The sequence below is a fragment of the Caulobacter sp. genome (assembly GCF_039596335.1).
GTDB lineage: Bacteria > Pseudomonadota > Alphaproteobacteria > Caulobacterales > Caulobacteraceae > Caulobacter.
In genome coordinates this window covers 50,398-64,698 of record NZ_JBCNJZ010000006.1, presented here as the reverse complement: position 1 = coordinate 64,698, position 14,301 = coordinate 50,398, and the positions used below count along the sequence as shown (strand labels likewise).

Here is a 14,301-nt window from a genome sequence, read left to right as displayed (position 1 = left end):
GCCAGCAGGGTCAGGCGCCAAATCGGCCAGACGCCGGTCGATCATTCGCCGCCGATGACCTACAAAGCCGGTATCGCGACCAGGATTGGGGACGACATTTCCCGTTTCCAGCGCTCGCTCCCGCTAACCGGCAAAGGCTGTCATCGGCATGGAACTGAGGAATTTCGGCGACATGGCCGCCTTCGTCGCCGCTGTGCGGACTGGCAGTTACACCAAGGCCGGCGCACAGCTGGGGCTCTCGCGATCGGCGGTCGGCAAGAGCATCGTGCGGCTGGAGGAACGCCTGGGCGCGCGGCTTCTCAACCGCACGACCCGCAGTCTCAGCCTGACCGATGACGGCCAGCTGGTGTTCGAGCGCTGCCGGCAGATCCTGGAAGATCTCGAAGAGGTCGACGCCTCACTGGCCGAACGCAGGGCCACGCCCACTGGCGTCCTGAAGCTGACCGTTCCGATCTCGTTTGGTCAAAGGCGATTGTTGCCGGTGCTCGACGCCTACCTGCGCCGCTGGCCCGGGCTGAAGGCCGAGGTGGCCTTCACCGACCGCTTCGCCGACATCATCGATGAAGGGTTCGATCTGGCCGTGCGGATCGGCGACGATCACTCCGACTCCCGCTTCCTGACGCGGTCGATCGGAACCCAGCAGTTCGTGGTGTGCGGGGCGCCGGCCTATTTCCAGCGGCGCCCGGCCCCAACAAGCCCGCAGGACCTGGGCCAGCACGACACCGTGTTTTTCCTGCGCGAGGGCGCCCGGCTCGCCTGGCGCTTTTCCACCCCTCAAGGTCCTTATGGCTTCAGCGGCCCCGGACGCATGGCGCTCGATAGCGCCGAAGCCATTCGCGCCAGCGGCGTGGCTGGCTCGGGCCTGATCTGGCTGCCCACCTACATCGTCCAGGACGACATCGACCAGGGCCTGCTGGTTCCCGTGCTGGAGGACTTCCGATCGCCGGCCGACCCCATCCGGGTGATCTATCCGTCCAAGCGACATTTGTCGCCGCGGGTCCGCGGCTTCATCGACATGCTCGACGACATCGGCCGCTGAACGACCGGGCCCTGGCTCGACGGCGAGAACTTTGATCTCGAAAAGCCGCCGATCACGAAATCCTGCTCTACGGCGGCGGTTGCCCGCCTCTGCGAAGGGAACTTCAGCGCGGCTCACCCGGCCTAGACTGCGTGGCCATGAGTCTTCCCGCGTCGTACGGTCTCCCAGGTTCCAACGCCCTGCCCACGACATCGCCTTGGCGGACGCCGGCCAGGCGCGAGACGGCTTGCCGGAGCGCTCGCCGTGGCTGAACCTTCCAAGGGCGTTCGCGACCTCACCCAGGGCCCGGTGCGCGCGACCCTGATGGCCTTTGCCTTACCCACGCTGGGCGCCTCGGTGCTGCAGGCGCTTTGCGGAACGATCAACACGATCTGGGTGGGCCGCTTCCTGGGCGAGGCCGCCCTGGCCGCCACCGTCAACGGCAACATGATCTCGTTTCTCATGGTGGCCCTGGTGTTCGGCACGGGCATGTCGGCCACGGTCCTGGTCGGCAAGGCGGTGGGCGCGCGCGATCTCGTCGAGGCCCGCCGCGTCATGGGCACGGCCATCGGCGCTTTCGCGGTCATCGCGCTGGTCGTGGCCGTGGCCGGCTGGTTCGCCGCCCCGCAGATTTTGCGCCTGCTCGGGACGCCGCCACAATCGGCGGGCCTGGCGTTGGACTATCTGCGCATCACCTTCATCGGACTGCCGGCCGTGCTGCTGGCCAATCTCCTGATGATGGGCCTGCGGGGCGCGGGCGACGCCCTGTCGCCAATGTGGTTCACCGGCTTTTCGGCGATCCTGGATCTGATCCTCAATCCGGTGCTGATCCTGGGCCTGGGTCCAGCGCCGCGGCTTGGCGTCGCCGGCGCGGCCCTGGCCTTCACCATCGCCGAGGTCGTGACCCTGGCGGCGGTCTTGGTCTGGATCTATGCCCGCGACCTGCCGATCCGGCTGCGGGGTCACGAGTTCGGCTATCTGCGCCCCAAGGCCCGTCTGTTGGGCGAGATCATCGGCAAGGGTCTGCCGATGGGCTTGCAGATGATCACCGTAAGCGTCTCGGCCATGGCGGTGATGGGCCTGGTCAATCGCCAGGGCGTGCTGACCACGGCCGCCTATGGCGTGGCCCAGCAGCTCTGGAGCTATCTGCAGATGCCGGCCATGGCCGTGGCCGCGGCGGTCAGCGCCATGACGGCCCAGGCGGTTGGCGCCCGGCTCTGGTCTCGCATGCATGAGATCGCCCGCTGGGGCGTGGTGATCGGGATGGCCCTGACGGCCGCACTCGTGGTCCTTCTTTTGGTGAGCGACCATCTGGTGATCGGCCTCTTCCTGGGCGGGCGCAGCCTGGCGGGCCCGATCGCCGAGCATATCCTGGCCTGCGCCAACTGGGGTTTTGTGTTGATGGCGGCCAGCTCGGTGCTGTTTGGCGCCCTGCGCGCCGACGGCGTGGTCATTCGCCCGTTGCTGGTGACGATCGCGGCCATGCTGGTGCTGCGGCTGGGAGTCGCCTTCGGGGCCTATGACGCCCTGGGCGCCCAGGCCCTCTGGCTCAGCCTTCCGGCCGCCCATGTCTGCGCCTGCCTGCTGGCGATCGGCCTCTACCGGCACGAGCGCCGGGGACGCCAGCGCCAAAGGGCCATGGCCGATGACGACCTGGTCGAGGGTGAGCCCTTGCCGGCGATCTTGCCCTGAGCCCCGCTAGCCTCCCCCAACGCCCCTCTCGAAAAGATTCCTCCGCGCTCGGGAAAACGAAATTCAGATTCTCCGAACGCGCCGGACCAGCGGTTCTTCGACACGGCTTGTCTCACCGACCGACGGTATCAACGCCGCCAGCGCCGGCTGGAGGCGCTGGAGACCGCCATGCCCCCTGTGTCCTCGTCCTCTCGTCAGGGTCCAAGCCGTCGCGGACCGCCGCCCCCCTCGCCCGCCGCCATCAAGCACAAGGCTCTGGCCGCCAGGCTCTATCTGGCCGCAGCGCGGACGAACGGGCGCATCGGCGACATTCTCGACCAGTTGAGGCTGTCGGAAGTCACGTTCCGCCAGCGGCTGTCGCGATTGCGAACGGCCGGCTGGGTCAGGACCCTGACCCTGGTCAATCCGCTCAAGCTGGGACGCCCTTATCAATGTACGACACTGGTGCGCCTGTCGCTCTACGCGCCGGTCGACATGGCCGCCTTCGAGCAGGCGCTGATCGATGATCGGTCCGTGACCTGCGCCAACCAGATCGCCGGAGACGCCGACTACTGGATCACCAGCTATCATGAGGACCGCGCCGCCGCCGTCGCCTGGGCCCAAAGGCTGCGATGCCGGCCAGACGTTGGCGAGGTCCGCCAGACGCCGGTCAGGCAGCTTTTCGGTCACAGCCTCGACGGGGTCGTGTTGTTGTCCGCCCCGCCGCCGGAGCGCCCGCCCGCGTCCCTCATCGTCCCACCGCCGCCGACAGCGCCAGCACGCCGCCGCCACAACGCCCCGGTGCTGGCCGCGCCAGGTCGGCAAGAGCCGATCGCGCACATATCGGCGCCTTGATCACCGGCGTCGTGCGCGACGTCGCCAGCCGCCGCGCCGGTCTTTCGTCGCCCTAGCCGATGCGGCCCAAAGTGTTCCGTGTGCGACCGGACAGTTTGCTGACACTGCAAACCGAACACCTTGGGACCTGGGCGGCTTGATCTGGTCGAGACCTTGGCTGAAACGCCCTGGGTGCGCAGGTCTCCACCAACAACTACCTGCGCGCCAGCCGGCCTCTCGACCGCCAGCGAGAGGTCGGCGCACGTCCCAACGATCAGGCCAAGGCCAGCGACCTTGGCTGGACCGCTGAAAGGACCGGCTGCCTAAGGAGCACTCCATGCGTATCGCGTTCGTCCCCGCCGACAGCCAGGCCGGCGCCAACGCCGCTCTTGCGGTCCTGGCCTACGAGGCCGCGGCCCTCTCGCCCGAGGCCAAGGCCGTCAACGAGGCGACCGGCGGCGCGATCGCCCGCGCCGCGGCTGGCGGCCGCTTCATCGGCGCCAAGGGCCAGGTGCTCGACATCCTCGCCCCGGCCGGCCTCGACGCCGCCCGCGTGGTGGTGATCGGCGTCGACGGTTCGGGCGTGGTCGAGCCGGAGACGGTCGAGATCGCCGCCGCCCACGCCTACGGCGCGGTCAAGACCTCGGGCGTGACCGAACTGCTGCTCAAGCTCGGCGGCGACGCCGAGACCGCCGCCCGCGTCGCCTTCGGCGTCAAGCTGGCGGCCTACCGCTTCGACAAGTACCGCACCACCGAGAAGGCCGAGAAGAAGCCGTCGGTCGCCACGATCAAGGTCGCTGCCGCCGACCCGGCCAAGGCCCAGAAGGCCTTCGCCGCGCTCGAGCCGCTGGCCGACGCCATCCTGTTCAGCCGCGACCTCGTCTCCGAACCGGCCAACATCCTGCATCCGGAAGAGTTCGCCGCCCGCGTGAAGGGTCTCGAAAGCCTGGGCCTGGAAGTCGAGATCCTGGGCGAGGCCCAGATGGCCGAGCTGGGCATGGGCAGCCTGCTGGGCGTGGGCCAAGGCAGCGTCCGCGAGAGCCAGCTCGTGGTCGTCAAGTGGACCGGCGCGGCCGACAAGTCGGCCCAGCCGATCGCCTTCGTCGGCAAGGGCGTCTGCTTCGACACCGGCGGCATCTCGATCAAGCCCGCCGAGGGCATGGAGGACATGAAGTGGGACATGGGCGGCGCGGCCGCCGTGGCCGGCGTCATGCACGCCCTGGCCGGCCGCAAGGCCAAGGTCAACGCCATCGGCGTGCTGGGCCTCGTCGAAAACATGCCCGACGGCGCTGCCCAGCGCCCCGGCGACGTCGTCACCTCGATGTCGGGCCAGACCATCGAGGTCATCAACACCGACGCCGAGGGCCGCCTCGTGCTGGCCGACGCCCTCTGGTACACGCAAGAGCACTTCAAGCCGAAGTTCATGATCGACCTGGCCACCCTGACCGGCGCGATCATCATTTCGCTGGGCAACGACTACGCGGGCCTGTTCAGCAACAACGACGGCCTGTCGGAAAAGCTGCTGGCCGCCGGCGAGGCCGAGCGCGAGCCGCTGTGGCGCCTGCCGCTGCCCAAGGCCTACGAAAAGCAGATCGAAAGCCCCATCGCCGACCTCACGAACCTGGGCGGGCGTGCGGGCGGCTCGATCACGGCGGCCCTCTTCCTGCAGCACTTCGTGGGCGGCCTGCCGTGGGCCCACCTCGACATCGCCTCGACCGCTTGGCGCAAGGGCTCGACCGATCCGACCGTGCCCGACGGCGCGGCCGGCTTTGGCGTGCGCCTGCTCAACCGCCTGGTGGCCGATACGTATGAGGGCTGACGGCTGGCCCGGCACGGCTCGGATCGAGCGATACTTAGCCTAGAGGGGCAAGGCGGTCGTGAATTTGATCTGCTCCATCGCGAACGACGAGCTGACATCGGTCAGCGGCGCGGCCGCGATGAGGCGTTTGTAGAACCTGTCATAGGCGGCGATGTCACGGACAATGACCTTGAGCAAGTAATCGGTTTCCCCGCTCATGCGGTAAAACTCCACCACCTCCTGCAGGGCGCTCGCGCCCTTGGCGAACTGTTCGAGCCAGCCGTCGTCGTGTCGAGCGGTGCGCACGGAGACGAACACCACGAGGCCCAGATCGAGCTTGTCGCGATCAAGCAAGGCCACGCGACGTTCGATCACCCCGGTGTCGGTCAGCCGCTTGACGCGCTTCCAGCAAGGGGTCTGCGAAAGCCCGACCCGCTCGGCCAGGTCGGCGATGGCGATCGTGGAATCCGCCTGTAGCTCCCGGAGAATTCGACGGTCGATCGGATCGAGAATTTCACTCATGTCAGTTCGCTAAAAGGAAGAATTTCATTCTCTAAATTTGAGCATTTTGACTAACATCAAACAAGTAATTTTCCCCATGGCAGGTCAAACTTTTCCAACAAATGGAAAAGCGAGACGTCATGCTGGACAGCTTTACTCGTCACCCCCGTTCAGTGGGTGAAACCTACGGCGAACACTTCTCTGCCGCGACAGGATTTGGCGGCGAGATGGTTTTGGCGGGACTTGCCTGCATGGTGCATGGCGTACTGCCGTTCCTCTTCGTGCGCACCGGCAGCCAGTGCGTCTCGCGCCTCCACACCCGCATGTCGACGCGGGCGGCCAAGGCCGACGCATGACCACCGTCGCGATCCCGCGCCGAGCGCCGATGAACCTGGATTGGCTGCCCGGCGCGCTGGTCGCTGCGGCCATTGTCGCGCTTAGCGATCCGATCGCGCGGCTCGTGTCGATCCCCGCCCCGATCATCGCCCTGGCCTTGGGCATGGCGGTGGGTTGCGCACCTCATGCGGACATCTTCCGCCCCGGCTATATGCTCTGGGCCAAGCCGGGTCTGCGTATCGGCGTGGCCCTTCTCGGCGCCCAGGTCGGCTGGACCGAACTGACCGCCCTTGGCCTTCCCGTCGCCGCCGCCGGCGGCGCGATCGTTGGCGCGGGGCTGGGCGCAGGAACCCTTATCGGCCTTGCGGCCGGCCTTCCCCTGGTCGAAGCCTTGATCGCGGCCGCGGCCGTATCGATCTGCGGCGCATCAGCGGCGATGGCCGCCGCCAGCGCCCTGCCCGAAACAGCCGAGAGCCGACGCACGACCGCCCTGGTGGTCGTCGGCGTCAACCTGCTCTCGACCCTGGCCATGGTGGTCTACCCGCTCATCGCTGCGCATCTTGGACTGAGCGAGCGTCAGGCCGGCGTCTTCTTTGGCCTGTCCATCCACGATGTCGCCCAGGTCGCCGCGGCCGGATCGGGCGTGTCCCCGCAGGCCGGAGCCACCGCGGCCCTGGCCAAGCTCTCCCGCGTTCTTTGGCTTGGTCCGGCCGTCACCCTGGCTGCGATCTGGGCCGCCCGCGCCGCGCTCGGCGGCGCCCGGGGCGAGGCGGTCAAGTTGGCGCCGCCGGCGTTCGTGTTCGGCTTTCTCTTGCTGGCGGGCGCGCGCAGCCTTGGCCTGCTGCCACACGCGATGCTCGGCCTTCTGTCGACGGTCTCGCATCTGCTGCTGATCGGCGGCGTGGCGGCGATCGGCGCGCAGGTCTCGCCTCGCGACATCCTGGGCCTGCAGCCCCGACTGCTCGTCACACTGGTCGGAGCCACCTGCGCCGTGGCCCTGGCCGCGCTCGCAGCGGCGATCGCCCTGGCCTGATCCCGCCGTTTCTTTTGGTTCATTCGACCGCCGGATCGCCGGCGCCGCTAGCAGGGTGTTTTCGTGCTCGATCTTCCAACCGAGGCAAGCCTCGCCACCTCCGCTCCCGTTGCGGCTGATCCATCGGGCCCAGGCGCCGTGCTCGACCGGCTGGCGCCGTCTCAGACCGACTCCCTGATGGAGCTTGGCCGCCTGATGCGCGCTGATCCTAGAACCGACAAGATCGACCTGGGGGTGGGCACCTATCGCGACGAACACGGCGCCATCCCGATCATGGCGGCGGTCAAGGCCGCCGAGAACGATCTGGTGCGCACCCAGACCTCCAAGGGCTATGTCGGCCCGGCCGGGGATGAGCTGTTCGCGCGCCTGCTCCAGGATGCGCTGCTTGGTCCAACGCTCAGCGGAACCGAAGAGCGCACGATGCGGATCCAGACGCCGGGCGGCACCGGCGCCCTGCGCCTGGCCCTGCAGATCATCGCCCAGGCCAATCCGGCCGCGCGCGTCTGGATCGCCACCCCGACCTGGCCCGCGCACGTGCCCCTGGCGCGCGCCTGCGGATTGGAGGTGCGAACCTATCGGCATCTCGATACGGCCGGTGGCTACGACGCGGCCGCGGCGGACGCGGCGCTGGATCAAGCCGAGGCCGGCGACGTGATCCTGTTGCATGGCTGCTGCCACAACCCCACGGGCGTGGACGTGACGTCGTCTCAATGGCCCCACCTGGCCAAGCGCCTGGGCGAAAAGGGCCTGATCCCCCTGATCGACCTGGCCTATCCGGGCCTGGGCGAGAGCCTGCAAGGCGACGTCGAAGGCGTGCGCACCCTGCTGGCCGCCTGTCCCGAAGCCCTGGTGGCGCTCTCCTGTTCCAAGAGCTTTGGCCTCTACCGTGACCGCGCCGGCATCCTGCTGGGCCTGGCCTCGAGCCCGGCTGTGGCGCGCAATCTCGCCGGCGTCGCCGCCAGCCAGGCGCGCCTGCTGTGGTCCAATCCGCCCGACCATGGCGCGGCCGTGACCCGCGCGATCCTGTCATCGGCCGAGCTGACGCCGATCTGGCGCGCCGAGCTGGACGCCATGCGCGCGAGGGTCAACGGCTTGCGCGCCAGCCTGGCGGCCCTCGACTTCCAGCGCCTGGACCTGTCGCGCCTGGCCCGCCAGCGCGGCATGTTCGCCATGCTGCCGCTGACGCCTGAAGAGGTCGTGCGCCTGCGCGAGGAGCACGGCCTCTACATGGACATCTCCGGACGCATCAACGTGGCCGGACTGAACCCGGCCAATTTCGACCGTTTCGCCACGGCCCTTGCGGCGATCGACAGACACTAGAGGCGCCCACGGCGCCTGGGGGAGGCGGCGCTCACGCCCCTCCCCTTTCGCAAAGCCGCAGCCCCATCCCTCGCTTGCCGCGCCTGCAGTCGCCTTTGACCTGTCGGCCCAGCCGTAAGGCTCACAGCCCGACGCGCAAAAAAAGAGGAGCGCCGATCCGGCGCTCCTCTCCCCCCCCCGGATTCCGGCGCCGATTTGATCTCGGTCGCCGGGCGGATTGGTCACCCCGGCTGAGACAACAGCTCAAGGAAGGCCTTCTGTTCATCCGCGGCCAACTGCATCGCATTGGCCATGACGGCTTGATGCACCTCTTCGGCGCGGCGCAGGAACGCCTGATCGGGCGCCGCGGCGTACTCGGCGGAAAACTTGGCCCGATAGGCTTCCTCGAAGCGGCCGCGATCGGTGCGATCTTCTTCGGGAATCTGCTCGGCCGCGCGCGTTTGGCAGCCGATGACGACGTCGGAATAGGCCTGATCCTGCTCGGCCGACCAGTTTTCGGCGCGGAAGATGTCCTGTCGCGCCGCGCTCTGCAGGGCGATCAGCACGTCACCGACCATACCTGGGGTGGCCGCAGGATCCCAGCTCATGGCCTGGACCACCTCGGCATAGTCAGCCGCCTGCGGCGCCAGATCCTCAAGGAAGACCAGGGCCCGGTTGGCCGAGCGCCAGTATTCGGAAGACACTTCGCCTTGAGCCGCCTGTTCCAGCAACGCCACGACGGCCTGGGCCGGAGCCAGGGCGTCGCTGCCTTCGAGCTTGTCGGCCACACGGCGCGACCAGACCCCGCGCAGCCACTGGTAGGCGATCGGCGCACTGGGCCGGTCCATCGCCAACGCCTCGATCGCACCTTGCGCGAACTGGATCGCCTCGGGGCCGAGCCCCCCGGCCAGGGCGCTGATCAGACGAACCAGGGCCCGATCCAGCACGAACTCGGCGGCGATGGTTTCGAAACGCGCCTCGCTGGCGCCGCCGCCCAGCCAAAAGCTGGTCAGCAGACCTTGGCTGCGCACGTCCGCCAGCAGCCGCTCGCGCATGGCGGCGTTATTGTAGAACGGCGTCTGGGCCAGAGCCATCAGCGCGCCCCCGCGATGTAGGTTTCCAGCTTGGCTGTCAGCTTCGAGCGCGTCTGCACGCCTTGCAGGCGCTCCTGTTCCTCGCCGCCCTGGAGATAGACCAGTGTCGGGACCCCGCGCACGCCATAGCGGCTGGCCAGACCCGGCTGGGCGTCGATGTCAATCTTCACCACCTTGGCGCGTCCGGCGAAGGCCGTCGCGACATCTTCCAGCGCCGGCAGCAGCGCCTTGCAGGGGCCACACCAGACTGCCGTGAAGTCCAGCAACACCGGCACGGGCGCGTTCAGGACGTCTTCCTCGAAACGCTCTTCACTGACGTGAATCAGATTTGACATTCAATCAGTCCTAAATCTTCTCGACCACAGCCATTGCCTTGGGCTCGGTGGCTCATACTTGAGGTTATGCTTCTGCCTGGGACCCTATCATTTGGCCCGCCGGGAGCTTTTCCGCAGCCGCGTCACTCTTGTTCCCAGAGCGCAATTTCCTGAGCGCGCCACCGTGGCCGGCGGCCCAACCGCCGGCCGATGCGACCTCAGGATCGAGCAACCTCGCAGCAGCCGTCCTCGGCCAGGACGAGGTTCAAGGTCGTGTCGTGGAATTGCGCGACGCTCGGACGGTGCGCGACCGAGATGATCGCCGCCTGGGGCAGCGCATCGCGGATCAGCGTGTAGACCCGGTTTTCGGAGTCCATGTCCAAGGCGCTCGTGGCCTCGTCCAGGAACAGGAAGTCGGGCGAATCCAGGACCACGCGGGCGACGGCGATCCGCTGTTGCTCCCCGGGCGACAGCACCCGTTTCCACACCGCATGTTCATGCAGCCGCGGGATGAGCTTTTCGAGCCCAAGACGCTTGAGCAAGGTGGTGTAGGCCAAGTCGTCGATCTGGTCGGGGCTGCGCGGATAGGCCATCAGCCCGGCCAAGGTGCCGTCGGGCATGAAGCTGCGCTGAGGCAGGAACCGCACATTGGCCTTGGCCGGCGTGCGCACCAGACCCGCGCCATGCTCCCAAAGCCCGGCGATGGTCCGAAGCAAGGTGCTCTTGCCCGCGCCCGACGGGCCGGTGATCAGCAGCCTTTGGCTGGGCGCGATGCGAAGATCGTTCAGGCGCACCATGGGGCGCTGATCGGGATAGGCGATGACCAGATCGCGCGCCTCGTAGCCCGCCTCGGCGTCGGCCACCACCTGGATGTTGCTGACGGGCGCGACATCGAGCATTTCGTCGAAGTAGCGCAGACGCGAGGTCGCCGAGCGCAGGATGGCCAGGACTTCGTACATGGCGATGAAGATGCCGACCGCGCCATAGACCGATTGGACGGCCGCGGCGACCAGGGTGCTGTCGCCGATTTTCATCGTGCCGGCGAGAATGAAGGGCGCGCAGAGCAGCGTCGGTACGATGTACAGCGCCAGGGTCGGCACGGACGAGGCGAAGTTCACGCGCAGGCTGGCGAAGGTGTAGTAACGCCAGTTGGTGCGGATCAGCCCGAAGGTTTCGTCCAGTCGCTTGCGCTCGACCTCCGCGCCCCGCTCGAACGCGATGGCCTCGCTGTTTTCGCGAATGATCGCCATTTCCTGGCGAAACTGCGCCTCCAGCCGCTGGCGCATGATTTCCGCGCGCGTGAGCCCCGAACCCAGGAAGTGCGTGGCCAGGGTCCAGATCAGCGCGAACGCCGCCACCGCATAGATCAGGAAGCCCTCGATGACGAAGTGCAGGCCCAGGACATTGACGGGAATGGGTTGCGACAAAGCCCACAGCTTGCCGCCGTAGAGGAAGACCGGCAGGAACCCGATGATCAGGGTCGGCAGGTTCTGTACGACGTACTGCACAAAGACGAAGACGTCTTCCTGGATACGCTGCTCGGGGTGATCGATCTTGAACTGACGATCCAGGTGATAGAAGCGGTTGGCCGCCAGCCAGCGATCCTTGTAGCGCGTGGTCAGCGCCTGGCGGGCGCGGATCCGCAGCGTGAAGGCGCACCAGCTGCTGACGATGTTGAGGCTCAGCATCAAGGCCAGGCCGCCGGCCGACCAGGCCAGCAGCGGCCAGAAGACGCCGGAGTTGCGTTCGGCCAGCGCCGTGGTCGAGTTGGCCACGGTCGTGAAGAAGTTGACCTGGTTGAAGCTGCTGGCCACGTGCAGGGCCATGAACAGCGCCACCAGCGACCAGGCCGCCCAGCGATCGCGACCCAGATAATCGACGATGAGACGGACGCCATGCCTGACGTCCGCCCCAACGGTGCTTGTACGAGACTCAATGGGCCGATCACTGGAGACTTCGGCCTGCTCGACGGGGTCGGCGAAGCTCGCCGACCCTTCAGAGGCAGTTTTGGACATCGATTAGAACTTCGCAGAAAGCGTGACGCGGTAGGAGCGCGGGACGTCATAGTTGAGCGCCGAGATCGACTGTCCAGGCAGATAATTACGCCGGTCGAACAGGTTGTTGATCATGGCGTTGATCTTGTAGCGGCCCACCGTCAGACCCAGGCTCGAATTGATCTGCAGATACTCGCGATCGATCTTGTACGAGGTGGCGTAGATCGCGTCCTGGGCGTTGAAGCCGCTGGTGTAGTTGCCGCCCAGGCCGACATCGAGGGTGCGCTCGCCGCCCAGCTTGAAGCTCTGGATGGCCCAGAGGTTGACGCTGGTGTTGGGCACGCCCAGGACCGGCGTCTCGGCGCCATAGAGATCATACCAGGTGGATTTGGAGTGCTGGACCCCAAACAGCATCTTCAGCGAAGAGGTGATCGAGCCGGAGATCGAGATCTCCCCGCCCTTGCCCTTGGTGCCGCCGCTCGTGACGTAGAAGGCCGGATCGTTGGGATCCAGCGCCAGCGAGTTGCTGGTGTCGAACCGGTAGAGCGAGGCGTTGACGATCAGGTGGTCGTCGAAGAGGCCCGTCTTGGCGCCGATCTCGTACTGGCTGCGCAGGTTGGGCTTCAGGGTCGAGCCGTCGGCCGTGCGGTAGGCGGTGCTGTAGGGCTCGAACGACTGGGTGTAGCTGGCGTAGGCCGACACCTTGGGGGAGATGTCGTAGACGATCCCGACCGTCGGCGTGACGATGTCCTCGTTGGTCGCCCCCTGCGCCGCGCCCGACGGATCGGTCAGGTGCGAGCGATAGCGCGTATAGCGCACGCCCAGCAGGCCGTGCAGCTTGCCCAGGGTCATCTGATCCTGGGCGATGAAGCCGTACTGGCGGATCTTGGTGTCGTAGCCGGCGCTGGTCTTGTCGATCGGCGCCAGGGCCGCCGAGCCGAACCCGTAGTTGAGGGTCGGAATGTAGAAGTTGTGGGAGTCCTGCAGGTCGGCGGCGATGATCGCCTGGTGCTCCAGCTTTCCGGTCGAGAACTTTCCGTAGAGGTCGACGTACTGCGAGTAGACCTTGTCCTCGGAATACTGCGACAGGGCGGTCAGATAGGCGCCCAGGCCGAACAGGTCGTAGGCGACCGGGACGACGGCCTGTAGCTCGCTCTTGGCCGACTGGTACTGGCCGCGGGCGCGGAGCTTCAGGGTCAGTTCGTCGGTCGACGTCAGGTCCTTCTCGAAGTCGAAGGTCGCCCGCTTGGACTTGACGTTGTTGCCGGCGTGTTCGTCGATCGCGTCGCCATAGCCGGCGAAGCTGTCGCTGTCGGGCAGATAGGCGTTCAGCGGCAGGAACGGCGAGAACTTGGTGTAATACTGCAGGGTGACGTCGAGCTTCACGCCATCGCCGCGATAGCCGAACATCGGGTTGACGGCGAACTGCCGGGGATGATCACCCGTGCCCTGCGGCAAGGTGTCGGCGTTCTGGCCGCTGGCGGCGAAGCGCCAGAATAGGCCCTTTTCCTTGGAGATCGCGCCGCCGACGTCCAGCGAGCCGATCCATTCCTGCCCGGTGCCGTAACCGATGATGTACTCTTGTTCCTCGCGGCCCGTGGCGCGCTTGGGCACATAGTTGACCACGCCCCCGGCGATGGACGCGCCCGTCAGGATCGAGGCGGGCCCCTTTAGGACCTCGATCGCGTCGATGTCGGTGAGCGGGGCGTTCTGGGTCAGGCCGCTGTTGGCCAGGCCGTTGGTGTAGGATTTGCTGCCGCTGGCGGTCTGGCCGATCATCGCCTGGGTGGTGATGCCCGCCTGGGTGTAGACCACGCCCGGCAGGTTGCGGAACGCCTCGGCGATCGAGATGGCGTTCTGGCTCTTGAAGACTTCGCTGGTGACGGTGTCGATGGTCGCGGGCGTCTGACGCAGCGGGGTGTCGGTGCGCGTCAGCATGCTGCTGGAAGACTCCACGAAGTCGGTCCGCCGCGCTCGCACGACGATCTCCTCGACAACGGCGCTGCCGGCCGGCGTGCGATAGAGCCGCACCACGCCTGCGTCGCTGATCTCCACCTGCCAGTCGGTGCCTTTCAGGGCCTGCTCGATCGCGCCGCGCAGCGTATAGAGGCCTTCCACCCCGGCGACCTTGTCGGAAGGTCCCTGGGCGTTGGTTTCGATGGTCGCGCGCGCCTGGGCGGCGATCTCGGTGACCACATCCGAAAGCCGCCCCCCGGCGACCTTGAAATTGTGGACTTCGTTGATGGTGGTCGCCGCGACCGGTTGCGCCGGGGCCACCGTCTGCGCGAAGGCAGGACCACACAGGCAGGCCAGAACCAGTGCGCTCGGCACAATAGATTTCTTCACGAGAGAGCCCCCAGCTTCATTGTGACAAATATTGCCGAAAAAAAATGCTTTGATTTCGGAGCA

At 67.0% G+C, this 14,301-nt stretch carries 12 protein-coding genes; 7 read left to right on the top strand and 5 right to left on the bottom strand.

From position 1 onward, the window contains the following. Positions 1–148 precede the first annotated feature (148 nt). From ABDW31_RS13725 to ABDW31_RS13710, 4 genes are all read left to right on the top strand, one after another. Complete coding sequence (locus ABDW31_RS13725; RefSeq protein ID WP_343698991.1) at positions 149–1,039, top strand: LysR family transcriptional regulator; 891 nt, start codon at positions 149–151, stop codon at positions 1,037–1,039. A gap of 243 nt (positions 1,040–1,282) precedes the next feature. Continuing rightward, entirely contained in the window at positions 1,283–2,710 is a 1,428-nt protein-coding gene (locus tag ABDW31_RS13720) for an MATE family efflux transporter (RefSeq protein WP_343698990.1), read from the top strand. Between the two features lie 168 nt (positions 2,711–2,878). Next, positions 2,879–3,544: a hypothetical protein gene (locus ABDW31_RS13715; RefSeq protein WP_343698989.1), complete on the top strand. Its 666-nt coding sequence runs from the start codon at positions 2,879–2,881 to the stop codon at positions 3,542–3,544. Positions 3,545–3,860: 316 nt separating this feature from the next. Next, a complete protein-coding gene (locus tag ABDW31_RS13710; protein ID WP_343698988.1) occupies positions 3,861–5,342 on the top strand; it encodes a leucyl aminopeptidase in 1,482 nt (493 codons plus the stop codon). 39 nt (positions 5,343–5,381) lie between these two features. Here the strand turns inward: ABDW31_RS13710 and ABDW31_RS13705 are convergent, their stop codons facing one another. After that, complete coding sequence (locus ABDW31_RS13705) at positions 5,382–5,843, bottom strand: Lrp/AsnC family transcriptional regulator (RefSeq protein WP_343698987.1); 462 nt, start codon at positions 5,841–5,843, stop codon at positions 5,382–5,384. A gap of 119 nt (positions 5,844–5,962) precedes the next feature. Here ABDW31_RS13705 and ABDW31_RS13700 point away from each other — a divergent pair, with 119 nt between their 5' ends. The 3 genes from ABDW31_RS13700 to ABDW31_RS13690 all read left to right on the top strand — a co-directional run bounded on the left by ABDW31_RS13700 (position 5,963) and on the right by ABDW31_RS13690 (position 8,511). Beyond that, positions 5,963–6,178: a DUF6356 family protein gene (locus ABDW31_RS13700; RefSeq protein WP_343698986.1), complete on the top strand. Its 216-nt coding sequence runs from the start codon at positions 5,963–5,965 to the stop codon at positions 6,176–6,178. Continuing rightward, positions 6,175–7,191, top strand: a complete 1,017-nt coding sequence (locus ABDW31_RS13695; protein WP_343698985.1) for a putative sulfate exporter family transporter — start codon at positions 6,175–6,177, stop codon at positions 7,189–7,191. The genes ABDW31_RS13700 and ABDW31_RS13695 overlap by 4 nt, the downstream gene beginning before the upstream one ends. Before the next feature lie 138 nt (positions 7,192–7,329). After that, complete coding sequence (locus ABDW31_RS13690; protein WP_343698984.1) at positions 7,330–8,511, top strand: aromatic amino acid transaminase; 1,182 nt, start codon at positions 7,330–7,332, stop codon at positions 8,509–8,511. A gap of 221 nt (positions 8,512–8,732) precedes the next feature. Here ABDW31_RS13690 and ABDW31_RS13685 read toward each other — a convergent pair whose 3' ends face one another. From ABDW31_RS13685 to ABDW31_RS13670, 4 genes are all read right to left on the bottom strand, one after another. Continuing rightward, positions 8,733–9,584, bottom strand: coding sequence for a hypothetical protein (locus ABDW31_RS13685; protein ID WP_343698983.1), 852 nt, complete (start codon positions 9,582–9,584; stop codon positions 8,733–8,735). Further along, entirely contained in the window at positions 9,584–9,919 is a 336-nt protein-coding gene (locus tag ABDW31_RS13680; protein WP_343698982.1) for a thioredoxin domain-containing protein, read from the bottom strand. Before ABDW31_RS13680 ends, ABDW31_RS13685 begins: the two co-directional genes overlap by 1 nt. Positions 9,920–10,116: 197 nt before the next feature. Then, positions 10,117–11,913, bottom strand: coding sequence for an ATP-binding cassette domain-containing protein (locus ABDW31_RS13675; protein ID WP_343698981.1), 1,797 nt, complete (start codon positions 11,911–11,913; stop codon positions 10,117–10,119). 3 nt (positions 11,914–11,916) lie between these two features. Next, a complete protein-coding gene (locus ABDW31_RS13670; protein WP_343698980.1) occupies positions 11,917–14,223 on the bottom strand; it encodes a TonB-dependent receptor in 2,307 nt (768 codons plus the stop codon). Between the last annotated feature and the right edge of the window lie 78 nt (positions 14,224–14,301).